At 68.4% G+C, this 25,866-nt stretch carries 22 protein-coding genes, 1 tRNA gene and 1 riboswitch; of the genes, 16 read left to right on the top strand and 7 right to left on the bottom strand.

All coding sequences use genetic code 11. The features are described 5' to 3' along the window. Positions 1 to 7: 7 nt before the first annotated feature. A complete protein-coding gene (gene tcuC, locus ACWMMN_RS05160; protein WP_059235522.1) occupies positions 8 to 1,303 on the bottom strand; it encodes an MFS transporter in 1,296 nt (431 codons plus the stop codon). On the opposite strand from tcuC, the gene ACWMMN_RS05155 reads away from it, so the two are divergent. Continuing rightward, the gene (locus ACWMMN_RS05155; RefSeq protein ID WP_155627165.1) at positions 1,302 to 1,448 is read left to right on the top strand and encodes a hypothetical protein; all 147 of its coding nucleotides are present in this window, start codon (positions 1,302 to 1,304) and stop codon (positions 1,446 to 1,448) included. The genes tcuC and ACWMMN_RS05155 overlap by 2 nt on opposite strands. A 206-nt stretch (positions 1,449 to 1,654) precedes the next feature. After that, positions 1,655 to 2,590: a hypothetical protein gene (locus ACWMMN_RS05150; protein ID WP_486423061.1), complete on the top strand. Its 936-nt coding sequence runs from the start codon at positions 1,655 to 1,657 to the stop codon at positions 2,588 to 2,590. Positions 2,591 to 2,666: 76 nt separating this feature from the next. Here the strand turns inward: ACWMMN_RS05150 and ACWMMN_RS05145 are convergent, their stop codons facing one another. Both ACWMMN_RS05145 and ACWMMN_RS05140 read right to left on the bottom strand, forming a co-directional pair. After that, complete coding sequence (locus ACWMMN_RS05145; protein WP_059235527.1) at positions 2,667 to 3,356, bottom strand: DUF2968 domain-containing protein; 690 nt, start codon at positions 3,354 to 3,356, stop codon at positions 2,667 to 2,669. 115 nt (positions 3,357 to 3,471) lie between these two features. After that, on the bottom strand, positions 3,472 to 4,662 hold the full coding sequence (locus ACWMMN_RS05140; protein WP_059235529.1) for a gamma-glutamyl-gamma-aminobutyrate hydrolase family protein: 1,191 nt from the start codon (positions 4,660 to 4,662) through the stop codon (positions 3,472 to 3,474). A 278-nt stretch (positions 4,663 to 4,940) separates the two neighbouring features. On the opposite strand from ACWMMN_RS05140, the gene ACWMMN_RS05135 reads away from it, so the two are divergent. From ACWMMN_RS05135 to ACWMMN_RS05105, 7 genes are all read left to right on the top strand, one after another. Next, positions 4,941 to 5,621, top strand: coding sequence for a GntR family transcriptional regulator (locus ACWMMN_RS05135; RefSeq protein WP_059235531.1), 681 nt, complete (start codon positions 4,941 to 4,943; stop codon positions 5,619 to 5,621). 7 nt (positions 5,622 to 5,628) lie between these two features. Next, positions 5,629 to 7,005, top strand: a complete 1,377-nt coding sequence (locus ACWMMN_RS05130) for an amidase (protein WP_342703831.1) — start codon at positions 5,629 to 5,631, stop codon at positions 7,003 to 7,005. A gap of 138 nt (positions 7,006 to 7,143) precedes the next feature. Next, positions 7,144 to 7,656 (top strand): disulfide bond formation protein B, encoded by a 513-nt coding sequence (locus tag ACWMMN_RS05125; RefSeq protein WP_059235535.1) that lies wholly within the window; start codon positions 7,144 to 7,146, stop codon positions 7,654 to 7,656. Between the two features lie 612 nt (positions 7,657 to 8,268). Continuing rightward, positions 8,269 to 9,273, top strand: a complete 1,005-nt coding sequence (xdhC, locus tag ACWMMN_RS05120; protein ID WP_486423060.1) for a xanthine dehydrogenase accessory protein XdhC — start codon at positions 8,269 to 8,271, stop codon at positions 9,271 to 9,273. Between the two features lie 18 nt (positions 9,274 to 9,291). Continuing rightward, on the top strand, positions 9,292 to 10,317 hold the full coding sequence (locus tag ACWMMN_RS05115) for an adenosine deaminase (RefSeq protein ID WP_059235539.1): 1,026 nt from the start codon (positions 9,292 to 9,294) through the stop codon (positions 10,315 to 10,317). 371 nt (positions 10,318 to 10,688) lie between these two features. After that, the gene (gene guaD, locus ACWMMN_RS05110; protein ID WP_059235542.1) at positions 10,689 to 12,008 is read left to right on the top strand and encodes a guanine deaminase; all 1,320 of its coding nucleotides are present in this window, start codon (positions 10,689 to 10,691) and stop codon (positions 12,006 to 12,008) included. Between the two features lie 74 nt (positions 12,009 to 12,082). Further along, positions 12,083 to 12,204, top strand: a riboswitch (yybP-ykoY riboswitch). A gap of 94 nt (positions 12,205 to 12,298) precedes the next feature. After that, entirely contained in the window at positions 12,299 to 12,871 is a 573-nt protein-coding gene (locus tag ACWMMN_RS05105; protein ID WP_059235544.1) for a TMEM165/GDT1 family protein, read from the top strand. Between the two features lie 52 nt (positions 12,872 to 12,923). Here ACWMMN_RS05105 and ACWMMN_RS05100 read toward each other — a convergent pair whose 3' ends face one another. Next, the gene (locus ACWMMN_RS05100) at positions 12,924 to 13,622 is read right to left on the bottom strand and encodes a DUF4136 domain-containing protein (RefSeq protein WP_059235545.1); all 699 of its coding nucleotides are present in this window, start codon (positions 13,620 to 13,622) and stop codon (positions 12,924 to 12,926) included. A 187-nt stretch (positions 13,623 to 13,809) separates the two neighbouring features. On the opposite strand from ACWMMN_RS05100, the gene pepN reads away from it, so the two are divergent. From pepN to ACWMMN_RS05065, 7 genes are all read left to right on the top strand, one after another. Then, a complete protein-coding gene (gene pepN, locus ACWMMN_RS05095) occupies positions 13,810 to 16,503 on the top strand; it encodes an aminopeptidase N (RefSeq protein ID WP_256085681.1) in 2,694 nt (897 codons plus the stop codon). Positions 16,504 to 16,784: 281 nt separating this feature from the next. After that, positions 16,785 to 17,798 (top strand): class 1 fructose-bisphosphatase, encoded by a 1,014-nt coding sequence (locus tag ACWMMN_RS05090; protein ID WP_486423059.1) that lies wholly within the window; start codon positions 16,785 to 16,787, stop codon positions 17,796 to 17,798. Between the two features lie 206 nt (positions 17,799 to 18,004). Continuing rightward, positions 18,005 to 18,080 (top strand) — tRNA-Thr (locus ACWMMN_RS05085). A gap of 165 nt (positions 18,081 to 18,245) precedes the next feature. Beyond that, complete coding sequence (locus ACWMMN_RS05080) at positions 18,246 to 19,055, top strand: helix-turn-helix transcriptional regulator (protein WP_174993456.1); 810 nt, start codon at positions 18,246 to 18,248, stop codon at positions 19,053 to 19,055. Positions 19,056 to 19,217: 162 nt separating this feature from the next. Further along, positions 19,218 to 20,963: an FAD-dependent oxidoreductase gene (locus tag ACWMMN_RS05075; RefSeq protein ID WP_256085680.1), complete on the top strand. Its 1,746-nt coding sequence runs from the start codon at positions 19,218 to 19,220 to the stop codon at positions 20,961 to 20,963. Then, positions 20,960 to 21,181, top strand: coding sequence for a hypothetical protein (locus ACWMMN_RS05070; protein ID WP_256085679.1), 222 nt, complete (start codon positions 20,960 to 20,962; stop codon positions 21,179 to 21,181). Before ACWMMN_RS05075 ends, ACWMMN_RS05070 begins: the two co-directional genes overlap by 4 nt. A 253-nt stretch (positions 21,182 to 21,434) precedes the next feature. Continuing rightward, entirely contained in the window at positions 21,435 to 21,689 is a 255-nt protein-coding gene (locus ACWMMN_RS05065) for a GlsB/YeaQ/YmgE family stress response membrane protein (protein WP_059235555.1), read from the top strand. 79 nt (positions 21,690 to 21,768) lie between these two features. Here ACWMMN_RS05065 and ACWMMN_RS05060 read toward each other — a convergent pair whose 3' ends face one another. From ACWMMN_RS05060 to ACWMMN_RS05050, 3 genes are read right to left on the bottom strand one after another with little or no spacing between them, the layout of a single operon-like run. Then, entirely contained in the window at positions 21,769 to 22,251 is a 483-nt protein-coding gene (locus ACWMMN_RS05060) for a TlpA disulfide reductase family protein (protein ID WP_486423058.1), read from the bottom strand. Further along, the gene (locus ACWMMN_RS05055; RefSeq protein ID WP_342703820.1) at positions 22,248 to 23,525 is read right to left on the bottom strand and encodes a sialidase family protein; all 1,278 of its coding nucleotides are present in this window, start codon (positions 23,523 to 23,525) and stop codon (positions 22,248 to 22,250) included. Before ACWMMN_RS05055 ends, ACWMMN_RS05060 begins: the two co-directional genes overlap by 4 nt. Beyond that, positions 23,513 to 25,858, bottom strand: a complete 2,346-nt coding sequence (locus ACWMMN_RS05050) for a TonB-dependent receptor (protein ID WP_174993454.1) — start codon at positions 25,856 to 25,858, stop codon at positions 23,513 to 23,515. The genes ACWMMN_RS05055 and ACWMMN_RS05050 overlap by 13 nt, the downstream gene beginning before the upstream one ends. Positions 25,859 to 25,866: the final 8 nt, after the last annotated feature.

Here is a 25,866-nt window from a genome sequence, read left to right as displayed (position 1 = left end):
ACGCCCGTCAGGCCGCCTTGTACTGGTTGCGCGCCTCGGACGTGCGATACAGCACGAGCGTCGCGATCAGCCCGCAGACCGCGGCCACGCTCAGCCACAGCCCCGGCGCCGCCTTGTTGCCCGTCTGGTGGATCAGCAGCGTCGAGATCGCCGGCGTGAACCCGCCGATCGTCGTCGCAAGGCTGTATGCAAGCGAGAAGCCGGCCGTGCGCACGTCGGCCGGCATCACTTCGGTCAGCGCGACGACCATCGCGCCGTTGTACGACGCATACAGGAACGACAGCCACAGCTCGACCGCGAGCAGCCGCAGGAACGACGGATCGCCGACGAGCCACAGCACGGCCGGGTAAGCCGTCAACAGCGTCAGCACGGTGAACGCGATCAGCACCGGGCGGCGGCCGATGCGGTCGGACAGCGCGCCGGACAGCGGCAGCCACACGAGGTTCGAGATACCGACGCAGACGGTCACGACGAGCGCGTCGAGCGACGACAGGTGCAGCACTTCCTTGCCGAAGGTCGGCGTATACGCGGTGATCATGTAGAACGACACCGTCGTCATGATCACCATCCCCATGCCGGCGACCACGACGCCCCAGTTGTCGAGCATCGAGCGCATGATCTCGCCCATCGTCGGACGATGACGCTTCGCGAGGAATTCGTCGGTCTCCTTCAGCGAACGGCGGATCAGGAACAGGAACGGCACGATCAGGCAGCCGATCAGGAACGGGATGCGCCAGCCCCACGCCGTCATCTCCTCGACCGGCAGCGCGCGGTTCAGCAGCACGCCGACGAGCGCGGCGAACACCACGGCCACCTGCTGGCTGCCCGACTGCCACGACGTATAGAACCCCTTGTGCCCCTTCGTCGCGATCTCCGACAGGTAGACCGACACGCCGCCGAGTTCGACGCCCGCCGAGAAACCCTGCAGCAGCCGGCCGAGCAACACGAGCACCGGTGCGAGCACGCCGATCGTCGCGTAGCCCGGTATCGCGGCCACCGCGAGCGTGCCGATCGCCATCAGCCCGAGCGTCAGGATCAGCCCCTTGCGACGACCGTGATGGTCGATGTACGCGCCGAGCACGATCGCACCGACCGGCCGCATCAGGAAGCCCGCGCCGAACACCGACAGCGACAGCATCAACGACGCGAATGCGTTGCCGCTCGGGAAATAGGTTTTCGCGATGGCCGACGCGTAATACCCGTAGACCATGAAGTCGTACATTTCCAGGAAGTTGCCGCTGACGACCCGGAACACGGTGCGGACTTTCGATTCCTGCGCGATGGCGTGTGACGCTGTGGACATGTTTTTCTCGCTCAGCTCGGATGGCGCGAATCCGCGCCGCATGGACCCGGCGATGCGCGACGCACCGGGCCGGCGCGCACGGGCATCGCTGCCCGCCGGCGGCGCATCGCACAACGACGCGTGCACCGGCATGATTCGCGAATGATGCCACGCGAAGCCGACATTTGCCTTGTACCGGCACGGTCGTTGCCGTCGCGGTATCCGCCTCGTACAAGTCGGCCCGAAACAGGCACAAGAATCAGATTGATCAGATCGACCGGCCTTCGCCGGCTGACCACAATGTCACGATTTGCGACGACACTTCCGCGCCGCGCCGGCACGGTTACCCGTGTCGCACCGCGCACCGCCCTCATGACTCCATCGCCCCTCGTTCCCGTCGAAGGCGCGCTCGCCCGCCCTCGCGTCGCCCCGCTCGACCGCGTGCCGCCGTTCGGCCGCGAATGGAAGTTTCGCGGCGCGCCCGGCGCGCGGCCCAGCAAGAACTGCCTTGCGACACTGACGACATCCTGTATCGACGTCGACCGGCCGCATCGCGCGTGTCGCTGGCAGCCGTTACCCGTGATGACGCCGGTGCCCGCTTCCGCAGGTTCGCCCATTACGCCGGCTGCTGCGGGCCGGCGCTTCCGGCATACGGCCGGCGGCCCGCATGACCGGCGCGCGATGTACGCCATCTGCTGGACCCTCGGCGCGCTCGGCATCATCGGCTGGCTGATCGCCGCGCATGAACCGTCCGCAGGTTTCGGGCCCGTGTTCACGATTCCAATGGCGAGCACCGCGCCGGATCACGCTACGTCGCTCACCGGCACCGTGCGCGCCGCCGCGGATCGGGCCGGCCCGTCGACGCACGCTGCGCCGCCGCGCACGGCGGCGACACCTGTCACGAAAACGGTCGAATCACGGCCGGCCCCGCACGGCGTCGCACGTCGTCCGGCGCCCCCTCCCCCGAAGGCAACGTCCGACATGCAGCGCACTGCCGCTGCATCGCCGCATCGGGCAAACGATCCTCATCCGGCACCGCCCTCGGCCGCAACGCCGACCGTCAGGCGGCTCGCCGCACGGCCGCCGCGCCAGCACATTGCAGTCACCCTGCCGGCACGCGAACGGCACGCTCCGCCGCCGCTTGCGACCGACACGCTCGACGATCCGCTCACGCTGATCGCGACGGCAAACGCGCTGCGCGGCACCGAGCCCGCCCGCGCAACGCACGCGAGCGCCGCCGGTTTCGACTGGACGTCGCAACTGTCGCACCGCCGCATGACCGACATGCCGGACGCGTTCGCGCACTGACGGCCGCCCAATAAAAAACCCGGCGAAGCTCGCTTCGCCGGGTTTCGCTCGTCTCTGCCGTCCGTCTGCCCCCTCGTTACTTGTGCGCGGGCAGCCCCGTCTCGGTCTGCTTCTCGAGTTGCCGCACCTGCTCCTGCAGATCGCGCAACTGCAACTGCGCGGCGCGCTTCTCGACCTGCAGCGCCTGCGTCTGCTCCTGCGCCGACTTCTGCCGCTGCGCGACTTCGGCCTGCTGGCTGCGCGCGACACTCAGGTCGGCCTGCAGTTGCTGCGCACGATTCGCCTGCAGCGCGATCACGCGTTCGAGAAACGCTTTCTGCGCCTGCAGTTCGGTACGGCGGATCTCGATATCGGCGAGCTGCACGGTCTGCTGGACGAAGTTCGCGTACACCATCTCCGCGCGGCTCTTCTCCTGCGAGCGGATCACGCGCCACAGATTCTTGTCCTGGAACAGCGCGACGTAATACGTCATCTCGCGCGGATCGAACAGCAGGCTCGCGCCGTAACTGCCGTTGTACGTGGTACGCATCTCGACGATCCGGCCGTCGCGCAGCATCTGCGTCAGCTCGGCAACGTTGCCTTGCGTGGCGGCGTCAGCCGACGCAGCTGCCGGCGCGGTGCCACCGCTCAGGCTCGTCACCGCCGGACGCGTACCGGCGACGGGGGCGGTCGCGTCGGCGGACCAGGCCGCGCCCGCTTGCGCGCAGGCCGCCAGCGCAACGATCCACGTCGCGCATCGTGCAGGGGAAAAATTTCGGAAAGCCAACGTCAGACTCCGGCGAACGAATCGGGACTCGCGATTATCGTTCAAAACGAAACGGCCGCATCTCGAATTAATCGGGATGCGGCCGGCCCTCGCGCCACGCGGAGCAGGCGGCTTGCTACAGGCGCGTTTCGCGCGCCGCGCGCAGGAATGCATCGAGCAGCGGCGTGCAGTCGAGCAGCTCCGAGCCGCCCGCACGATGGAACTCCGGGTGCCATTGCACGCCGACGACGAATGGCGAACGGCGATGGCGGATGCCCTCGATGATCCCGTCGCCGGCCGACACGGCCTCGATGTTCAGGTCACGGCCAAGATCGCGGATCGCCTGGTGATGGATCGAGTTGACGATCGCTTCGCTGCGCCCGGGGAACATGCTCGCCAGCGTCGACGAATCCGGGAAGCGGATCGCGTGACGATGCTGGTCGTAATGCTCGCTCACGTGCGCATTCGCGGTCGGCACATCGGTGGCGATGTCCTGGTACAGCGAGCCGCCGAACGCGACGTTGATCAGCTGGCAGCCGCGGCACACACCGAGGACGGGTTTGCCGGACTCGACGAATTCATGCAGCAGCTCGAGTTCGTACATGTCGCGCACGCGATCGCCCGGCCATTCGGGGCGCACATCCGATGCCGCGTAGGTTTGCGGCGACACGTCGGCGCCGCCCTGCAGCAACAGGCCATCGAGATGCTTCGCGTAGTCGCGCAGGCGGATGTTGCTCGGGTGGATCATGCCCTGGTGGCCGACGGTCGGAATCATGAACACGAGCACGTCGCGCGACATCACCCAGTGGGCGATCGATTCCTCGAGATACTGCAGCGTCTTGCCGCGCAACCCCTTCGCGCCGGGCTCCGGATGGAAGATCCGCGCCGACACGCCGATGCGCAGCGTGCGCTGCGTGATGCGCTGGCCCGCGCGGTCGAACAGCCGCCGCGCACGGGCCGCGACGATCCGGCCGAACACCGACCACGGCGTATCGCTCTGCTTCAGGTAGGCCGGCGGCACATTCTGCGCACTCGCGGGCGGCGGCCGCGGCGAATCGAAATCGGGCTGCGCGCCGAAACCGGGCGGGGGCGCACCAGGCTTCGGCGCCGCCGCAGCGGCAACGCCATCGACGGCGGCAGCCGCCGCGCCAGGCGCACCGGGCTCGGATGCCGCCGTGACCGGCGACGCGCCGTCCGCGGCGACGTTCTGCGCGGCAGCCTGGGCTGCCGGCGCATCGGGCGTTTTCGCCGGATCGGGACGGGGGGAATCGGAAGAAGCGGAAAAGGTGCCGGGCAGACCGGCCGGGGAAGACGTGTTTTCGCTCATGACGATGGTCTGGTACGTCGCTCGCGCGTATGGATAGACGAGGATTCATTATGCTTCAGTGCACGATCGCACGGCAAACCTGCAACATCCTGTCGATATTGTTGCAACTCGACGCACGCGGCGCCGGGGCGCGTCCCCGTTTGCGTGCCGGTGCCACCGGCGTCTCGTCGCCCGCACTGGACACCAGTGATATATCACAATAATATCCATGCATCGCCCACGCTCCCGTTTGCCCGCGCCATGATCGCGCCCCGTTCGGCCGCCACGCCGCACCCCGCATGAGTACCCTGCCCGACGTCACCCGCGAGCGGCCCGCCGCGCCGGCCGCCAGCCTCGCCGACCGCGCGTACGCGCTGATTCAGCGCGACATCATCACGATGCGCCTGAAGCCGGGCGCCGCGCTCAACGAAGCCGACCTCGTCGCACGCACCGGGATCGGCCGCACGCCGGTGCACCAGGCCGTGCATCGGCTCGTGCTCGAAGGGCTGCTGTCCGTGATGCCGCGCAAGGGATTGATGGTGCAGCCGCTGTCGCTCGACGACATCGTCGCGGTGATCGACGTGCGGCGCATCAACGAAGCGCACTGCGCCGAACTCGCCGCGCGCCATGCGACGCCGGACGATCTCGCGCGCATGGCCGCGCTGCTCGACGACGGGCAGGCCTGCGTCGATACGCACGACGTCGAGGGGATGATGGAACTCGACCGCGCGTTTCATCAGGCGATCGCCGCGGCCGCGCGCAATGCGGTCCTCGCCGAAATCCTGCGCGCGCTGCACGAGCGCTCGCTGCGCTTCTGGTTCGTCACGCTGTCCGAACCGCACCATCTCGCCGACGTCCAGCACGAACACCGCGAGCTGTTCGGGCGGCTGTCCGCGCGCGACGCCGCCGGCGCACGCGCAGCCGTCGAAGGCCATATCGATTCGTTCCGCTCCACGCTTCTTCAACATCTTCGCCCCTGAGCCGCCCATGACCACTTTCACGCCCTTCCCCCCGCTCGCCCAGCTCGCCGCCGATCTCGCGGCCGGCCGCACCACCAGCCGCGCGCTCGTCGACACCGCGCTCGAGCGGATCGCCGATCCGTCGGGTCAGGGCGCGGCCGTCTTCACCGAAGTCGACGCCGACAACGCGCGCGCCGCCGCCGACGCGCACGACCGGCTGCGCGCCGCGGGCACCGTGCTGTCGCCGCTCGCGGGCATTCCCGTATCGGTGAAGGACCTGTTCGACGTCGCCGGCCAGGTGACGCGCGCGGGGTCGCGCGTGCTCGACGGGGCGCCGGCGGCGCGTACCGATGCGGTCGCCGTCGCGCGGCTCAAGCGGGCGGGCGCGGTGCTGGTCGGCCGCACCAACATGAGCGAATTCGCGTTCTCGGGGCTCGGGCTGAATCCGCATTTCGGCCATCCGCGCTCGCCGTATCACCGTGACGTGCCGGGCGATGCGCGGATTTCCGGCGGCTCGTCGTCCGGGGCGGCCGCCTCCGTCGCCGACGGGATGGCCGCCGTCGCGCTCGGCACCGACACCGGCGGCTCGATCCGCATCCCGGCCGCGCTGTGCGGGCTGACGGGCTTCAAGCCGACCGCGAGCCGGATCCCGACGCAAGGCGGCGTGCCGCTGTCGACGACGCTCGACTCGTTCGGCCCGATCGGCCTGACGGTCGCGTGCTGCGCGCTCGTCGACCGGATGCTCGCGGGCCTCGAGCCGCACGTGCCGGCCGCCCGGCCGCTCGAAGGCGTGCGGCTCGGCGTGCTGACGAACTATGTGACGGACGGCGTCGACGCCGACGTTGCAGCCGCGCTCGACACCGCGCTCAAGCATCTCGAAGCCGCCGGCGCGATCGTCACCGAAGTGCGCTTCCCCGCACTCGACCGGCTGCCGGAGATCAACCGCTTCGGCTTCTCGCCGATCGAGGCGTACGCATGGCATCGCCCGCTGCTCGCCCAGCATCGCGACCAGTACGACCCGCGCGTGCTCACGCGGATCCTGAAGGGCGAACCCGCGAGCGCGGCCGACTACCTCGACCTGCTCGCCGCGCGCGCCGCGATGCTCGACGAAGCCGCGCACACGGTCTGGGCACGCTTCGATGCGCTCGTCGCGCCGACGGTGCCGGTCGTGCCGCCGCGCATCGCCGACCTCGAAACGGACGACGACGCGTTCACGCGCACCAATGCGCTGATCCTGCGCAACCCGAGCGCGTTCAACTTCCTCGACGCGTGCGGCCTGTCGCTGCCGTGCCATCCGCGCGACGCGGCGCCGGTCGGCCTGATGCTCACGGCGGCGCCGCATCGCGACGACGCGCTGCTTGCGATCGGCCAGGCGGTCGAGGCCGTGCTGAACACGATCCGCTGACCGCGCCAGCCCGGCGCCGGCGGGCCATGCGCGCGGTGCGGCAGGTTGCCGCACGCGCGCTGTCAGTTTCGTGCCAGACCGTTCGCGCTAAAATCGCGCGATTGTTTTCCGGACCGACCGACGAGGAACCCCGCCGACATGAACGACTACACGCTTGCGCTACGCCGTGAACGCCGCCTGCTGATGCTGCTCGGATGGGCGTGCATCGCCCTGCTGGCTGGCGCGCTGTACCTGCAGTACGTGAAAAACGAAGATCCGTGCCCGCTGTGCATCATCCAGCGCTACTTCTTCTCCGCGATCGGGATCTTCGCGTTCCTGGCCGCCGGGATCCGCAACTGGCGCGGCGTCTGGGTGCTCGAACTGCTGATCGCGATCGCCGCGGCCGGTGGCGTCGGCACGGCCGCGCGGCACCTGTCGATCCAGATGAATCCGGGCTTCAGCTGCGGCTTCGACACGCTGCAGCCGATCGTCGACAGCCTGCCGCCCGCGCAGTGGTTCCCCGGCATGTTCAAGGTCGCCGGCCTGTGCGAGACCGTTTACCCGCCGATCTTCGGCATCCTGCTGCCCGGCTGGGCGCTGATCGGCTTCGCCGTGATCCTGGTGGCGGCCGTCTCGAGCCTCTGGCGCCATCGCCGCAAGCTCGCGGGCTGACCGGCCGGCCGCTTTGCCGGCCACCCGGCATGCACGGCCCGCTCGCGCGGGCCGTGCGCCGACGACGCCAACCGGCGCTTTCGCCGGCCCTCTCCGGCCGGCCACGCGTAAACACCTACTCCGCCGCCGCCCGGATCGCCGGGCGAACGCGCGTCGCGCGACCGTCGCGCCCACGCCCCGTCACGCATGCGTTCCAGCCCGATGTGCACGCATCGGCGCCCCGATCCCGCGCGGCGGGCCTATGATCGACATGATCGCCTCCTGATAGCCCGGATCACCGCCCGGCCATGTTCGCGCCGCGTGGCGGTGCTATCTTCGGGACTGGATGGCGATCTACGTGCGCGAGGCCAGGCGGTCTCACCACCCCTGCGTAACGCGCGCCCGATCCGCAATGTCGACTGGATTCATCATGACAACGCAAACCATCCGCATCCGTCACCCTCATGGCGTCCGCGAGTCCGGCGGCGCCGTTCGCGCGCGCCGTCGGCGCGCTGCCGTCGCACCGCTTCAAGCGTGCGGCCGGCCTGCCCTGTTCCCGTCCGTCCTCGTCATTGCCACGCCCGCCAGCCCGCGCCGCGTGTCGTGCCGCGTCGTTCCGAACGGGGTGTGCTGATGGAAGCCTGGCTCGGCGATCTGCAGCAACTGCTCGCGCACGGCGAAGCGGCCGTGCTCGTGACGGTCGCGCATACCGACGGCTCCGCGCCGCGCGAAGCCGGCACCAAGATGCTCGTCACGCGCGACACGGCCCGCCATACGATCGGCGGCGGTCATCTGGAATGGAAGGCGATCGAGATCGCACGGCATCTGCTGAAGGATGGCGCGCACGTGCCGCACGCACGCAGGCTCGAGCGGCTCGCGCTCGGCCCGAGTCTCGGCCAGTGCTGCGGCGGCGCCGTGGTGCTCGCGTTCGAGCGGCTCGACGTCGGCGATCTCGGCTGGATCATGTCGCTCGCGAAGCGCGTCGCGGCCGGCACCGCGACCGTGCGTAGCGTATCATTCGGCCCCTCGCCGGGCGCGCCGCTGTTGAGCGAGCCCGAATCGGAAGCCGCGCATGCCGACTGCCTGCTGTGGGAAACCGGCGGCGTATCGCTGATGACCGAAACGATCGCGCCGTATGCGTTCCCCGTCATGCTGTTCGGCGCCGGGCACATCGGCACCGCGCTCGTGAAGGTGCTGGCGACGCTGCCGTGCCACGTGCGCTGGATCGACGGGCCCGATGCGGTGTTCCCGCCAGCCGACGCGCTCGCCGGCATCGGCAATCTCGCGATCGACGCGGCCGCTGCCCCGGCCGACGCGGTCGACGCAGCGCCGCCGCAGTCCTACTTCGTCGTGATGACGCACGACCACGCGCTCGATTTCGTGCTGGCCGAGCGCATCCTGCGACGGGGCGACTATGCGTACTTCGGGATGACCGGCTCGCACGCAAAACGCGTGCAGTTCGATCATCGCCTCGCGGCGATCGGCATCGACCCGGCCCAGGTCGCGCGGATGCGCTGCCCGATCGGTGTCGAAGGCATCATCGACAAGGCGCCCGAAGTGATCGCGATCTCGGTGGCTGCGCAATTGCTGCAGGCCGTCGAGGCGAATGCGTCCGCGCAGGCTTCCCCTACCTACTGACCGACCAAGAACGACGCCATGACCCCGACATTCAAGGACAAGATTGCCCGCGCGCCGAAAGCGGAGCTGCACATCCATATCGAAGGCTCGCTCGAGCCCGAACTGATTTTCGCGCTCGCGCAGCGCAACGGCGTGAAGCTCGCGTACGACTCGATCGACGCGCTGCGCGCCGCGTACGCGTTCACCGACCTGCAGTCGTTTCTCGACATCTATTACGCCGGCGCGAGCGTGCTGCTGACCGAGCAGGATTTCTACGACATGACGGCCGCGTACTGCGAACGCGCGCTCGCCGACAACGTCGTCCACACCGAGCTGTTCTTCGATCCGCAGACGCACACCGAGCGCGGCGTGCCGATCGGGACGGTCGTCGCGGGCATCGAGCGCGCACTCGCCGATGCCGAGCAGCGCGGGCTGTCGAGCAAGCTGATCCTGTGCTTCCTGCGCCACTTGTCCGAAGAGGACGCGCTCGCGACGTTCGAATCCGCATTGCCGCTGTTCGAGCGCTATCGCCACCGGCTGATCGGCGTGGGCCTCGACTCGTCCGAGCTCGGCCATCCGCCGACCAAGTTCGCACGCGTGTTCGAGAAGGCGCGCGCACTCGGGCTGAAGCTCGTCGCACACGCAGGCGAGGAAGGCCCGCCGGCCTATATCTACGAAGCACTCGACGTGCTGAAGGTCGACCGGATCGACCACGGCGTGCGCAGCATCGAAGACGCCGCACTCGTCGAACGCCTCGCGAAAACGCGCACGGCGTTGACCGTCTGCCCGCTGTCGAACCTGAAGCTGTGCGTATTCGACGACATGGCGAAGCACACGCTGAAGGCGCTGCTCGACCGCGGTGTCGCGGTAACGATCAACTCCGACGATCCGGCGTATTTCGGCGGCTACGTCAATGAAAACTACTTCGCGACGGCCGAAGGGCTGCAGCTCACGGATGCGGAAGTCCACGCGGTGATCCGCAACGGCTTCGAGGCGTCGTTCATCGAACCGGCGCAGCGCGACGCACTGTACGCGCGCCTCGACGCGTACTGGCAGGCCGCGTGACGGCCCGCATCGAGGAACGCTAGACAGATGAGACACGGCAACGGCATCCGCCTCGCGACCACCGGTCCGGCCTTGCGCCGGGCCGCTCGCGTGCGTGCGCGAGTGACGACGGCGCTATGCGTCGTCGCTCGCCGGTGCCTGCCGTCGCGGTGTGCCGTTCCGTTCGCCGCCGCATCGGTCGCGAGCGCAACGGTCGCGAGGTTAGCCGGCAACCACTGGCTGGCGGCTTCGGCCGCCGCATTCGCCCGCGCAATCGCCTCCGGTCGTGCCGCACGCAACGTGCCGCCACCGCTCGCGAAGCACCGTCCCGCCCCCGTGCGGCGTCGATCGCTTTCTTCTGTTCGCCTTACCTTGATGCAGGACCATTCGTCATGACGCAAACCGCTTTCCGTTCCCAGCTGCTGACCTTCAACGGCGACCCGGCGCAATCGAGCCAGGCCGCGAACTACGAGACCGACGGCCTCCTGATCGTCGCCGACGGCAAGGTCGTCGCGGCCGGCCCGTACGCGCAACTCGCGGCAACGCTCGCGCGCGACGCGGTCGTCCACGACCTGCGCGACAAGCTGATCGTGCCGGGCTTCATCGACACGCACATCCACTATCCGCAGACGGACATGATCGCGTCGCCGGCGCCGGGCCTGCTGCCGTGGCTCGACAAGTACACGTTCCCGACCGAGCGCCAGTTCGGCGATCCCGAGCATGCGCGCGAAGTCGCCGATTTCTTCGTCGACGAACTGCTCGCGTGCGGCACGACGAGCGCGCTCGTCTACTGCACGGTGCACAAGCAGTCGGCCGATGCACTGTTCGCGGCGAGCGACGCGCGAGACCTGAGGATGATCGCGGGCAAGGTGCTGATGGACCGCAACTGCCCCGAGTTCCTGCGCGACACCGCACAATCGGGTTATGACGACAGCGCCGAGCTGATCGACCGCTGGCACGGCAAGGGCCGCCAGATGTATGCGCTGACGCCGCGCTTCGCGCCGACGTCGACCGAGGCGCAGCTCGAGGCGTGCGGGGAACTCGCGCGCCGCCATCCGGACGTGTTCGTGCAGAGCCACGTCGCGGAAAACGTCGACGAGGTGAAATGGGTGGCCGAACTGTTCCCCGGCCATCGCAGCTATCTCGACATCTACGACCGCTACGGGCTGCTGCGTCCGCGCGCGGTGTACGGCCACTGCATCCACCTCGACGACGAGGACCGCCGCCGGATGGCCGAGACGCGCACCGTCGTCGCACACTGCCCGACGTCGAACTTCTTCCTCGGCAGCGGGCTGTTCGACTTCGACAAGGCCGGCGAACACGACGTGCCGGTCACGCTCGCGACCGACGTCGGCGGCGGCACGTCGTTCTCGATGCTGCAGACGATGAACGAGGCGCACAAGGTCGCACGGCTGTCGGGCCACCACCTGACCGCCACGCGGATGTTCTGGCTCGCGACGGCCGGCGCCGCGCAGGCACTCGACCTCGCCGACACGGTCGGCACGCTGAAGCCGCGCACCGAAGCCGACTTCGTCGTGCTCGACCCGCAGGCCACGCCGCTGCTCGCGCGTCGCACGAAGCGCGCGGATTCACTCGAGGAACTGCTGTTCGCGTTCGCGCTGCTCGGCGACGACCGCGCGGTGTACCGCACCTACGCAGCCGGCGAACTCGTCCACGAGCGTGGCGCCGCGCGCCGCGCGGCCACCGCGTAACGGTAACGGCGTGCCGGAGCGCTGCCCCACACCGGCCCGGCCGCTTTCCCGCACGCAATCCGCCGTGCTAGAATTCGCCGCTCATTGGGGAGTAGCCGCTCCGCTCGATGTCCCGCGCCCCGGGCGCGCATCGTGACGGAGGCGTCCGTCAACAGACTTGGCCGTTTGGCCATGGCGGACGCAGCCACGTTGGCCTGGCGAGACCGATGGTTCACAGCGCGCCGCATCAGGGCCCGGCGCGGCGTGGATCGTCGCTCGCACGCACAACATCGGCCCGTGGAACCCCATCCGTGTCCCAAGCTTTCCTGATCTCCACCGGCGCCGTCGCCCTCGCTGAAATCGGCGACAAGACCCAACTGCTTTCCCTCGTTCTGGCCGCGCGCTATCGCAAGCCGGTGCCGATCATTCTCGGCGTGCTCGTCGCGACGCTCGTGAACCACGGTTTCGCAGGCGCACTCGGCGAATGGCTCGGCGCGCTCGTCACGCCGTCGATCATGCGCTGGGCGCTCGCGTTCTCGTTCATCGCGATGGGGTTGTGGATTCTCGTGCCCGACAAGCTCGATGCCGACGAAGCCAACGCCAACCGCTCGCGGCTCGGCGTATTCGGCGCGACGCTCGTCGCGTTCTTCCTCGCGGAAATGGGCGACAAGACGCAGATCGCGACCGTCGCGCTAGCCGCACGCTTCCAGGATTACATCGGCGTCGTGGCCGGCACGACGCTCGGGATGATGCTCGCGAACGTGCCGGCGATCCTGCTCGGCGACCGCTTCGCGCACCGCCTGCCGACCAAGCTCGTGCACGGGATCGCAGCCGTGCTGTTCGTCGTGCTCGGCGTGCTGGCGCTGCTGGGTATCGGGGTCTGACGGAGGGGAATGGCCGGCGCGGCCGGACGGCCGCGCCGAGCGGGATACTGCGCTACTTCGCGACGGCCGCGCCCGACGCCGGTGCAGCCGGCACCGCGCGCTCGTTGGCGGCCGGCGCCGCCGGCCCGCCGCGCTTGTCGACCGGCAGCCGGACCGAGCGGACCGCGCCGTTCGACAGCGGGAAATCGGCGAGCGCGCTGCGCGCGAGGAACGGCATCGCATACAGCAGCGTGCCGTTGTCGCCGGTCGTGCGCGCGGACACGTTGTACACCTCCTTGCCCGTCGCGCGCTCGGTGATGCGGATCCCGAGCGTGTAGTCGAACACCTGGTACGTCTGCGCGACATAGCCGGCCGGCATCGGCCCCCACGGGCCCCAGGGGCCCCACGGCCCGCGCCGCCAGTACGGCCCGGGCGCAAACCACGGATCGTAGTAGACCGGTTGCGGCACCGTCACGAGATCGCTGCCGACCGCATAGGTCAGCCCGACGAGATAGCGCGCCTGCGCCGGCGGCACCTGCCGGAACGCATACGCGGACAGCTCGTTCGCGACGATCGGCTCGTAGGTCGACTGCTCGATGCTGTTCTTCTGCGCATCGGTGCGCGTGAACGCATAGGTGCGTGTCGCGTCGCTGCCGCTCCAGTCGGAGAAGGCCGTGACCTGGGTTGTCACATAGCTGGTGCAGCCCGTCAGCAGCGCCACGCACAGCGCCGCCGCCCAGCCCGCACCGCGAATAATCCAATCGCGTTTCATGTTGATCCTCGTCGATCCGTCACCCGTTCGTCGCACCGCGCGAACCGTAACGGGATGCCGATAATACGCGGACTGCCGAAAGCGGTAAAAAGTTCGCCCGGCACGCGGCCGCAAGCCTTTGTACAATGGCCCGGTTCGCCTGGCCCGCGCAACGGGCCCGTCCCCCACTCCACCGATCTCGACGACCATGTCCGACAACGCCTCCTCCACCGTGATCCGCCGCGCCGACTACACGCCGCCGGCCTTCCTCATCGATTCCGTCGCGCTCGAATTCGATCTCGCGCCGGCCCGCACGATCGTCAGGAATACGATGCGCGTGCGCCGCAATCCGGATGCCGCGCCTACGCCGCACCTGGAACTGATGGGCGAAGCGCTCGAATGCCTCGGCGCCTGGCTGAACGGCGCGCCGCACGGTGCGGTACGCGCGCACGAACACGGGCTGACGGTCGAGAACGTGCCCGACGCGTTCGAGCTGACGCTCGAAAGCGCGTGCGCACCCGACCAGAATACGACGCTGTCGGGCCTCTACGTGTCGAGCGGCAACTTCTTCACGCAGTGCGAAGCCGAAGGCTTTCGCCGCATCACCTACTTCCTCGACCGCCCCGACGTGATGGCCTCGTACATCGTGACGCTGCGTGCCGACAAGGCCGCGTACCCGGTGCTGCTGTCGAACGGCAACCTCGTCGATTCGGGCGACCTCCCCGACGGCCGCCACTTCGCGAAGTGGGAAGACCCGTTCCGCAAGCCGAGCTACCTGTTCGCCCTGGTCGCCGGCAAGCTCGTCGCGATCGAAGAGAAGATCACGACCGGCTCGGGCAAGGAAAAGCTGCTGCAGGTATGGGTCGAGCCGGCCGATCTCGACAAGACGCGTCACGCGATGGATTCGCTGATCCACTCGATCCGCTGGGATGAAAAGCGCTTCGGCCTCGAGCTCGATCTCGACCGCTTCATGATCGTCGCGGTGGGCGACTTCAACATGGGCGCGATGGAGAACAAGGGGCTCAACATCTTCAATACGAAGTACGTGCTGGCGAACCCCGAGACCGCGACCGACACCGACTTCGCGAACATCGAATCGGTGGTCGGCCACGAGTACTTCCACAACTGGACCGGCAACCGCGTGACCTGCCGCGACTGGTTCCAGCTGAGCCTGAAGGAAGGCCTGACGGTGTTCCGCGACCAGGAATTCTCGGCCGACATGGCCGCGGGTGACGACGTCGAATCGGCGGCCCGCGCGGTCAAGCGCATCGAGGATGTGCGCGTGCTGCGCCAGCTGCAGTTCGCCGAGGACGCCGGCCCGATGGCGCACCCGGTGCGCCCGGAAAGCTACGTCGAGATCAACAACTTCTACACGATGACGGTCTACGAGAAAGGCTCGGAAGTCGTGCGGATGTACCAGACGCTGTTCGGCCGCGACGGCTTCCGCAAGGGGATGGACCTGTACTTCAAGCGTCACGACGGCCACGCGGTGACCTGCGACGACTTCCGTCACGCGATGGCCGACGCGAACGGGCGCGACCTCGCGCAGTTCGAGCGCTGGTACAGCCAGGCCGGCACGCCGCGCGTATCGGTGCGCACCGCGTACGACGCGGCCGCGCGCCGCTACACGGTCACGCTCGCGCAGGGTTACGGCGACGCGTCGCCGGCCGCGCGCGACACGCAGCAGGGGCCGCTGCTGATCCCGTTCGCGATCGGCCTGATCGGCCGCGACGGCCGCGACCTGCCGCTGCGTCTCGACGGCGAAGCCGCCGCATCGGGCACGACGCGCGTGCTCGACTTCACCGACACCGAGCAGACCTTCACGTTCGTCGACGTGCCGGAGGCGCCGCTGCCGTCGCTGCTGCGCAACTTCTCGTCGCCGGTGATCGTCGAGTACGACTACAGCGACGACGATCTCGCGTTCCTGCTCGCGCACGACAGCGATCCGTTCAACCGCTGGGAGGCCGGCCAGCGCCTCGCGACGCGCGCGCTGCTGACACTCGCCGCGCGTGCCGCCGCGAACGAGCCGCTCGTGCTCGGCGAGAACTTCGTCGCCGCGTTCCGCCGCGTGCTGACCGACGCGACGCTGTCGCCGGCGTTCCGCGAACTCGCGCTGACGCTGCCGTCGGAAACCTATCTCGCCGACCAGATGGCCGAAGCCAATCCGGCCGCCGTGCATCGTGCGCGCCAGTTCGTGCGCCGCCAGCTCGCGACCGCGCTGCGCGCCGACTGGCTCGCCGCGTACGAGCAGCACCAGACGCCCGGCGCCTACGAGCCGACGCCGGAGGCATCCGGCCGCCGCGCGCTGAAGAACCTCGCGCTCGCGTATCTCGCCGAACTCGAGGATCCGGCCGATGCCGTGCGCCTCGCAACCGCGCAGTACGACGCGGCGAACAACATGACCGATCGCGCGGCCGCGCTCGGCGCACTGCTGTCCGCCGCCGCCGCGGGCGCGAGCGGGCCGGCCGAGCAGGCGCTCGACGATTTCTATCGTCGTTTCGAGAAGGAAGCGCTCGTGATCGACAAGTGGTTCGCGATGCAGGCGGCGCAACGCGGCACGCCCGCGCAGCCGACGCTCGCGAAAGTGCGCAAGCTGCTCGCGCATCCGGCGTTCAACCTGAAGAATCCGAACCGCGCGCGCTCGCTGATCTTCAGCTTCTGCGCGGCCAACCCCGCGCAATTCCACGCGGCGGACGGCTCGGGTTACGCGTTCTGGGCCGAACAGGTGCTCGCGCTCGACGCGATCAACCCGCAGGTCGCGGCACGCCTCGCGCGCTCGCTCGAACTGTGGCGCCGTTTCACGCCGGCACTGCGCGAGCGGATGCGCGAAGCGCTCGAGCAGGTCGCGGCCGGCGCGAAGTCGCGCGACGTGCGCGAGATCGTCGAGAAGGCGCTCGCGTAACGCCGCCGCTCGCGTCGCATTCGCGCGATGAAGCCGGTGCCGCCTGATGCGGCGCCGGCTTTTTTATTGCGCGAGCGCGGCTGAAACCGGGCTCGATCACGGGGTCTGACCGCACGGCCGGCCGCCGCTGCGACGCGCGACCCGCCCGCCGGTGCCGCCGGAAACCCGGCCGGTTCGGCCGCCCGGCGATGTAACCGGACGAAAAAAGCCGGCGGCACGGGAGGCGCGACAGGTAAAATTGCGGCCATTCAAGGATTCTCTTTGGCCTTTTGGAGTCTGTCATGTCCATTGCCCGCCGCACCACGCTGTCGAAGTTCCTGATCGAACAGCAACGTGAGACCAACAACCTCCCCGCCGACCTGCGCCTGCTGATCGAAGTCGTCGCACGCGCGTGCAAGGCGATCAGCTACAACGTGTCGAAAGGCGCGCTCGGCGAAGCGCTCGGCACTGCCGGCAGCGAGAATGTCCAGGGCGAAGTGCAGAAGAAGCTCGACATCCTGTCGAACGAAATCCTGCTCGACGCGAACGAATGGGGCGGCAACCTCGCCGCGATGGCATCGGAAGAAATGGAAACGTTCTTCCCGATCCCGGCGAACTATCCGCGCGGCGAATACCTGCTCGTGTTCGATCCGCTCGACGGCTCGTCGAACATCGACGTGAACGTGTCGATCGGCACGATCTTCTCGGTGCTGCGCTGCCCGGACGGCAAGCAGGCGACCGAAGAGTCGTTCCTGCAGCCCGGCACGCAGCAGGTCGCGGCCGGCTACGCCGTCTACGGCCCGCAAACGGTATTCGTGCTGACGACCGGCAACGGCGTGAACTGCTTCACGCTCGACCGCGAAGTCGGCTCGTGGGTGCTCACGCAGAGCAACATGCAGATCCCGGCCGACACGCGCGAATACGCGATCAACGCCTCGAACGCGCGCCACTGGTACGACCCGGTCAAGCGCTACGTCGACGAACTGAACGCCGGCAAGGACGGCCCGCGCGGCGACAACTTCAACATGCGCTGGATCGCATCGATGGTCGCCGACGTGCACCGGATCCTGAACCGCGGCGGCATCTTCATGTACCCGGCCGACAAGCGCACGCCCGATCGTCCGGGCAAGCTGCGCCTGATGTACGAAGCGAACCCGATGTCGTTCATCGTCGAACAGGCAGGCGGCGCCGCGACGACCGGCACGCAGCGCATCATGGACGTGCAGCCGACGGGCCTGCACCAGCGCGTGCCCGTGTTCCTTGGCTCGAAGAACGAAGTCGAGCGCGTCACCGGCTATCACGACGAAGCAAAATAATTGCACTGCAGCACTAGACGGAGGTGCGATGCGCAAGTACAATCGCGCCTCTTGATGTGGCCCTGACCGGTCGCATCACAGTGAAGTGAAAGCGGGAAGTCCGCCGGATCGAGGGTTTCGCGAAGCAGCAGCAGCAAGCTGAAAAAAAGTTCGCAAAACCTATTGCCAAGATCTCGGATTTCACCATATAATTTCATTTCTCTGCTGCCGGTGTAGCTCAGTTGGTAGAGCAGCGCATTCGTAATGCGAAGGTCGTAGGTTCGACTCCTATCTCCGGCACCAAGACATAAAGGTCTGACAAGCATCGCTTGTCAGACCTTTTCTCTTTTCCGGCGCCGAAATCGTGCGCGCCCTTCCCCGCCTCACCCCGCTTGCGGGCATCCCCCGACTCACGCGCCGCGTGCCGCCGATTACAATCGCCGGACCATTCCGCCCCTTCCCCGCATCATGCGCACCTGGCGTCTCGAGCGACCGACTCTCAACGCACAGCTGGACGTGTCCCGCGCGACGCGGCTCGTCGCCGCGATCGGCGGCAGCGAGCCGAACGCATTCGCGGCCGAAGTCCTGACGCTGTTCGACGATGCACTGTCGATCACGCAATGCACGATCTTCGCGTACGAGTTCGGCAATCGTCCGCGCACGATCTCGGTCGCCGATCGTCGCGGCGGCCGCTACCTGCGCGACGTCGCCGACACCTACGCGCGGCACTTCTACGCACTCGACGGCAACCAGCAGATCGTATCGACCGCCCATCGCGGCACGCACCGGCACGACTTGCTGCTGCACCGGCAGGCCGGCGACGAGATCGATCACGAAGCGTATCGCGCGGCATGCTATCGCGGCCCCGACGTATCCGACCGGCTGGCGCTGCTGATGCAGCCCGACGATGCGACGTGGCTGTCGATCAACCTGTACCGCGCGCATCGCAGCGGCGCGTTCCAGCCGCGCGAGATCGCGGCGATCGAAACACTCGCGCCGCTGATCGCCCAGGCCGCGAAACATCACTACGCGCTCGCCGGCGCGACGCAGATCGGCATTCCGCAACGGATGCTCGCGCGGTTGCGTCATGCGTGCCCCGACCTGTCCAAGCGCGAACTCGACGTGCTGCGCGGCGTGCTCGACGGCCAGACCGCACACGAGATCGGCGAGACCATCGGCGTGAAGGCATCGAGCGTCGTCACCTACCAGAAGCGCGCGTACCGGCGCCTCGGCATTTCGAGCCAGCGCGAGCTGTTTGCGCTGTGCCTGCAGCCCTGACGCGTTTCCGTTCGCGCCGGGCGTAGCGCGGCCACGCGCGCCGTGTTTCGCCGTACCCGAAATGGGGACACCGGCGGCACGACCGGCTTTCATACTGCATCGACCTGCTGCACGCGTCGATCGATGCGTGCGCATCGAACCCGACCACGGTGGAAGCCAACGATGAGCATCACGTTCAAACCTTATCCGTTCGTCGCCGAGCGCCATCCCGCGCATCTGCCGGATTGCGTCGACGGCATCGATACGCACCGGCATCGCGTTGCGATCGTCGGCGGCGGCCCCGTGGGTCTCGCCGTCGCGCTCGGCCTCGCGAATCACGGCATCCGCAGCGTGCTGATCGAAGCCGACGACTCGGTCTGCCACGGCAGCCGCGCGATCTGCATCTCGCGCCGCAGCCTCGAGATCATCGAACGGCTCGGCGCGCTCGACGATTTCCTGCGCGTCGGGTTGCCGTGGACCGGCGGACGCAGTTTCTACCGTCGCGATGAAGTCCTGCATTTCACGATGCCGCAGGACGGGAACCAGAAGCTGCCGCCGATGGTGAACCTCGCGCAGTATCACATCGAGCAGTTCCTGCTGGACGCCGCGCGCCGCCGCCCCGATCTCATCGAGATCCGCTGGCAGACGAAGGTCACCGGTGTGACGCGGCAACCGGACGGCGTGCGCCTGGACGTCGACACGCCGCTCGGCGGCTACGCGCTCGATGCCGACCGGGTCGTCGCGTGCGACGGCGGACGCAGCACGATGCGCGATGCACTCGGCCTGTCGCTCCAGGGCACGAGCTACGAGGGCCGCTACGTGATCGTCGACATCGCGCTCGACAGCGACCGGCCCACCGAGCGCCTCGCGTACTTCGATCCGTCGTCGAACCCGGGCTCGACGGTGCTCGTCCACAAGCAGCCCGACAACGTGTGGCGGATCGACTACCAGTTGCGCGACGACGAGGATGCCGAGGCGGCCGTGAAGCCCGAGAACGTGATCCCGCGCGTGCAGAACCTGCTCGACATGATGGGCGAGCGCGGCGCATGGTCGCCGATCTGGATCACGATCTACAAGGCGAACGCACTGACGCTCGAACGCTACCGGCACGACCGCGTGCTGTTCTGCGGCGACGCCGCACACCTCGTGCCGATCTTCGGCGTGCGCGGCGCGAATTCGGGTATCGACGATGCCGACAACATCGCGTGGAAACTCGCGTACGTGATCCGCGGCATCGCGTCGGACGCCCTGCTCGACAGCTACTCGGACGAGCGCGTATTCGCGACGCACGAGAACCTGCGCTACGGCACGAAGAGCACCGAGTTCATGGCACCGCCGTCGTTTGCATTCGAACTGATGCGCAAGGCCGTGCTGACGCTCGCGGTCCGGCATCCGGCACTGCGTTCGCTGATCAATCCGCGCCAGACATCGGCCATCGCGTATGCGGCGTCACCGCTCAACGCAGCCGAACGCGACACGTTCGCGGCCGGCCCGGCACCCGGCACGGTACTCGCCGAATGTCCGCTGACGCTGTATGCGGCACCTGGCGACGACACACGCCGCGGCCACCTGACCGATCTCGTCGCACCACGCTTCACCGCGTTCTGCTTCACGAGCGATGGCGTACCCGATCCGTCGCTCGCCGCGCTCGAGCAACGCCTGCACGAGGCGCACGTGCCGTTCGCACTCGTCACGCTCGCGCGGCATGCTGCACCACGGCACCCGGCGTGCAGCGGCCATGACGACGACGGCAGGCTGTTCGCCCTGTACGGTGCACGCAACGGCACCGTCTATCTCGTCCGTCCGGACGGGCACGTGCTCGGCCGCTGGCACGACGCGCATGCCGACGATCTGGCCACCGCACTCGATCATGCGCTCCATCCGCGCACATCCACCGAAACCGAAACCGATCGTCAGGAGACCGCATGATGACCGACACCGAACGCGACACGCTCTACACCGACCTGTGCCACACGATGACCCGGATCGGCGAAGCCGATGCGTCGCTCTTTCTCGCCCGTTTCGCACTGCTGTCGATCGAAGCGATCGGCGATGCCGCAACTGTCGCGCGACTGATCGCCGATGCGGGCGACGGTCTGCCCGACGCGCACCTGCCGGCAACAACGCACGGGCGGTCACACGCGTGACCGACGCACTTCGACGGCAGCCATTTCTTACAGATTCATTTCGTCGCGCATCGTCCCCGCACGAACCGCGCCGTAGCCAGACGAATTCCCTGGAAAATCCGCTTAAGGGTGCATAACATTACTTAACGATTCTGACCCGCCTATCGCGTTACATTGCGTGGGCGGCGCGGCGGGTCGCACGCCGCTTTCAACCAGCTTGCGGCGCGACAGCCGGCGTCCGGTCATTTCGACTCAACCCAAGGAGAGGACCACCATGACTCATGGCTTGATTATGTGGCTCATCATCGGCGCAATCGCCGGCTGGCTTGCCGGCCTGCTCGTCAAGGGCGGCGGCTTCGGGCTGATCGTCGACATCATCGTCGGGATCGTCGGCGCGGTGATCGGCGGCTGGCTCGCCGGGATACTCGGCATCAGCGTCGGCAGCGGCTTCATCGGCTCGGTGATCGTCGCGGTCGTCGGCGCGGTGATCCTGCTGTTCGTGATCCGGCTATTCAAGCGAGCGGCCTGACGCTTCTCTCCACGCGCCTTCGGGCGCGTTTTCGCATCAGGCCGGCGCGCGGCCCGTTCGCCGCGCGCCCCCCGCGCGTTCAACGCTTCGCGTGCTGCAACCAGCCATCGAGCACGTCGGCCGTCAGCAATCCGCTGCGCGCCTCGCGTGCGCCATCGCGCCCGATCCACACGGTGCGCGGCATTTCCCCCCGCCATCCGGCATCCAGTGCCGCGCGCAAACGCTCGGGCATCGGTTCCGCGTTCGCATACTGCGCAACCTGCGGCGGCAGGTTCATCTGCGCAAGCGCCTGCGCGATCGCCGCACCGTTGTCGTCATACGCATCCATCGCGACCATCGCGAGCTGCACGTCCGGATGACGGCGCTGCCACGCGACCAGATGGGCGGCGTTCTCGCGACAGTATCCGCAATCGAGCGACCAGATCTCGATCGCCAGCGGCCGCTCGTGCGCGGTTGCAACCAACCGCGCGACGTCGGCCGCGCGCAGCGGCTGCAGTTCGCCGCCGGCCCACGCGGACATGCTCGCGAGCACGATGCCGATCAACCCAATCAGCCGCATCATTGCGCCCCCTCCGCCGCGATCAGCCGGTAACCGTCGTTACGCGTGCGCCACGACAAATAGAGGCGGCCCGCATCGTCGAGCAGTTGCGGGTTGTCGCTCGCGCCCGACGTCGACGCGATCACGCGCGGCGCCGACCAGTGCTCGCCCCGATCGTCCGACCGGCGCAGCTTGATCTGCATCGTGTCGCCGTCGAACGCCTTCCATGCGAGCCAAACGACGTCGCCGCGCGCGACGAGCGCCGCATGCGACGCCTGCTCGCCCGGTGCGGCGGGATTCGCGCCGAACGCCCAGGGCGTGCCGCGCGGCTGGCCATCGGCGCCGATGCGCGAATAGAACACGTCGGCCCGGCCGTCGACGACGCCGAACCATGCGAGGTGGCGCGTACCGTCCGGCGTGATCGCCAGTGCCGGCCCGTGCTCCGGGCATGCCTCGACATGCCAGTTCGAGAACGTCGCGCGCACCGGCACGACCTGCTCCGACGCCACGACGGGCAGCACCGCGAGCGCGTGATCGCGAATCTGCCCCGGGAACACGTTGCGCCATACGGCCTCGATGCGCCCGGCCGGATCGATCGCCATCGCGATCCGGCAGCATTCGCACGTGTGGTCGGTCACCTTGCGCTCGGGTTCGAACGATGCGCCGCCGTCGCGCGACACCGCGTAGTAGACGGCCGCGCCTTCGTACGCCTGCCCCGCCGCTTTCGCCGCGACGAGATCACGCTTGTCGATCCATGCAATCGCGATGTTGCCGGCGGGATCGACGGCCATCATGTCGAAGCGGTGCGTGATCGCCTGCCGGTCACGGTGCACGGTAACAGGCACGCTCCACGTCGCGCCGCCGTCGAGCGAGCGCGAGAAACGCACCATGCCCGTGTACGGCGCATCGAGCGGCATCGACCACGACACGTACACCGCACGCCCGTCCGGACTTGTCGCGATCTTCGGACGATTCTCGGCGCTCGTGTAGACCGGCTCCGGCATCGCGTTGACGGGAACAGGCGCCGACAGCGTGCGGCCTGCGTCGTCGGAATGCGCGACGACGACATGCGCGCCTTCGACCCACGCGACCCACAGCCGGTGACGCGCATCGAACGCGGCGCCCGTCGCGAGCGGCTGCTTCTGCTGGGCAGGCGCGGCCTGCATGTTCATGTGCGCGGCATGCGGATCGGCGGCTTTCGACGCATCGTGCGCGTCATGCGCGTCATGCGCGCCGGCCGGCGTCAGCACCGCGAGCCACAGCGCGCAGCCTGCCGCGAACGACTTCACAGCGACCATTTCAATTCTCCATAGAAGGTGCGGCCCGGATACGGATGGAACACGTAGTAGCGGCGGTCCGTCAGGTTGTCGATGCCGAGCGACGCGCTCCAGTGACGATCGAGGCGGTAGCGCGCCTTCAGGTCGACGACCGTGAACGAACTCGTGCCGCCGTAGACATCCGGATTCACGTCGCTGTTGTCGAGCGTGTTGAACTGGCGGCCCGAGTAGCGCACGCCGACGCTCGCGAGCCAGTGCTCGTCGAAGCGATACGACGCGAGCAGGTTCGCGCGCATGCGCGGAATGCGCGGGAAGCGCGAGCCGACGTAGGCCGGATTCGCGGCATCGGCGAGGATCTGCGCATTGCTTGCCGACACGTTCGCGTCGATCGCGAGCCCCCTCAGCCCGACGTTCTCGCCGCTGAACGCGAGTTCGACGCCGCGTACGCGCACGCGGTCGACGTTCGAGATGTTGGTGACGGTCGTCGCGCCCGACACCGTCGTCTGGCTGTAGATCGAGTCGCGCAGGTCGCTCTGGAACACGCTCGCGCGCACGACGCCGACGCCCACGTCGCGCTCGGCCGTGAAGTCCCAGTCGATCGCCTTTTCCGGCCGCAGGTTCGGGTTGTTGTTGACGATCGCGTTGTTCGAGATCGTGCCCTGGAACAGCTCGCCGACCGTCGGGAATCGCGTGCCAGTCGCGAACGACAGCCGGAAGCGCCACACGTCCGTCGCATCCCATTGCAGCGCGACCTTCGGCGACAGCGCGTTTGCGCCGCGGTCCGCGTAACCCAGCGTGCCGCCCGCATTGCCGAGCGCGCCGCCATACGCATCCCAGCGCTCGTAGCGCAGCCCGAGCGTCGCGAGCCAGCCCGGCGCGAAACGCCACGCGTCCTGCCCGAACAGCGCCTGCGTGCGCGTATCGCCGCGATAGACACTCGCGAGCGACGTGGTCGGCCCGGCCAGCCAGTCGGCCGTGTTGTACGTGACGTTGCGCAGGAAGTAGTTGTCGTAGTGATAGCCGAACGTGAACGTGTGGCCCTTCACCTCCGGCGCCTCGGCCTTCAGGTCGAGCGTGCGCCAGCCCGTGCCGTCGCCCTGGAACAGCGTGCCCGCACCGCCCTGCACGGTCGACGCCGCCCGCAGCACGTCGCGCGACACATCGTATGCAGACACGACGCCCGACAGCCGCCAGCCCGAATCGAGCCGGCCGTTCAGGCCGAGCGCGTACAGCCAGTTCTCCTGGTCGCCGCGCTGCGGCGCGAACGCGTTCGGCGCGACGGTCATGTTCTGGCCGCCGATCGATACGTTGCCGCCGTAGACCGGATTGCCGGCCGCGTCGCGCAGGAAGGTTTCGCCGTGCTGGCGGTAGTGGTTTTCCCAATGCCCGAGCGTGAGCGTCGCCTCGACGCGGTCGGTGAACGCGTAACCCATGCGGACCGTCTCGTTGAGCTGTTCGGTCCGCTCGATCGTCTGCGCGCCGACGATCGTCCGCGGCCTGCCATTGGGCCCGATGTCGGTCGCGGCGCCCGTCACGGGCACGGCGGCGCCCAGCTTCGGGTTGTAGGCGGAATTGGGGCTCGCATACTGCATCGGCTGGCCGTCGTTCTCCAGCCGGTCGAGCGACAGGGCGAACCAGAACCGGCCGACGCGGTTGGCGATCCGCGCGGTCTGATGATTGCCGCCGAAGCTGTCCGCGAACCCGTAGCCGTCGTGGTAGCGCTGCGTGAAGAATTGCGTCGACAGCGACGCCTCCAGCTTCTCCGGGCGGCGCGTGGTGAGCAGCACGGTCGAGCCGATCGCGTTGCCCGGATACAGCGCGGAAAAGGGGCCATAGAGCACGTCGACACGCGCGATGTCGTCGGGCGGAATCAGCGACCAGCGCGGCGGATACGCGTAGCTCGAACCGAGCAGGTTCGACAGCAGCACGCCGTCGGCATAGACGAGCCCGCGCGCACTCTGCAGCTCGTTGAAGTCGCGGCCCGCGAATACGCTGTTGCGGTCGCCGATATAGCGCTTGCGGACCATCAGGTTCGGCGCGTACTTCAGCGCGTCCTCGGTGGTGACGTTGGTGTGCGACTCGATCTGCTCGCGCGTGATCGACGTGACGACGGCCGGCGTATCCGGATCGACGGGTTGCCGCTGCGCGGTCACGCTGACGGCGGTCAGCGTATCGCCGGCCGGTGCAGCCGGCGCGACGACGCCGGCGGAAGCGGGACGATCGGCGCCCGCGCGGGCCGCCTCGGCGCGAGCCTCGTCCGTCGAGGCGGCGTGCGCGGCCGGCCACGCGAAAGCGGCCGCGCATGCGAGCGCGAGCCGGCCGCGCGACGGCCGCGCGGCAAAGGTAGACGACATGAGTGAGT

The sequence above is a fragment of the Burkholderia cepacia complex sp. TUM26381 genome, from assembly GCF_057439935.1.
Note: the sequence above shows the minus strand (reverse complement) of the source record. Positions and strands in the feature narration are given on the sequence as shown.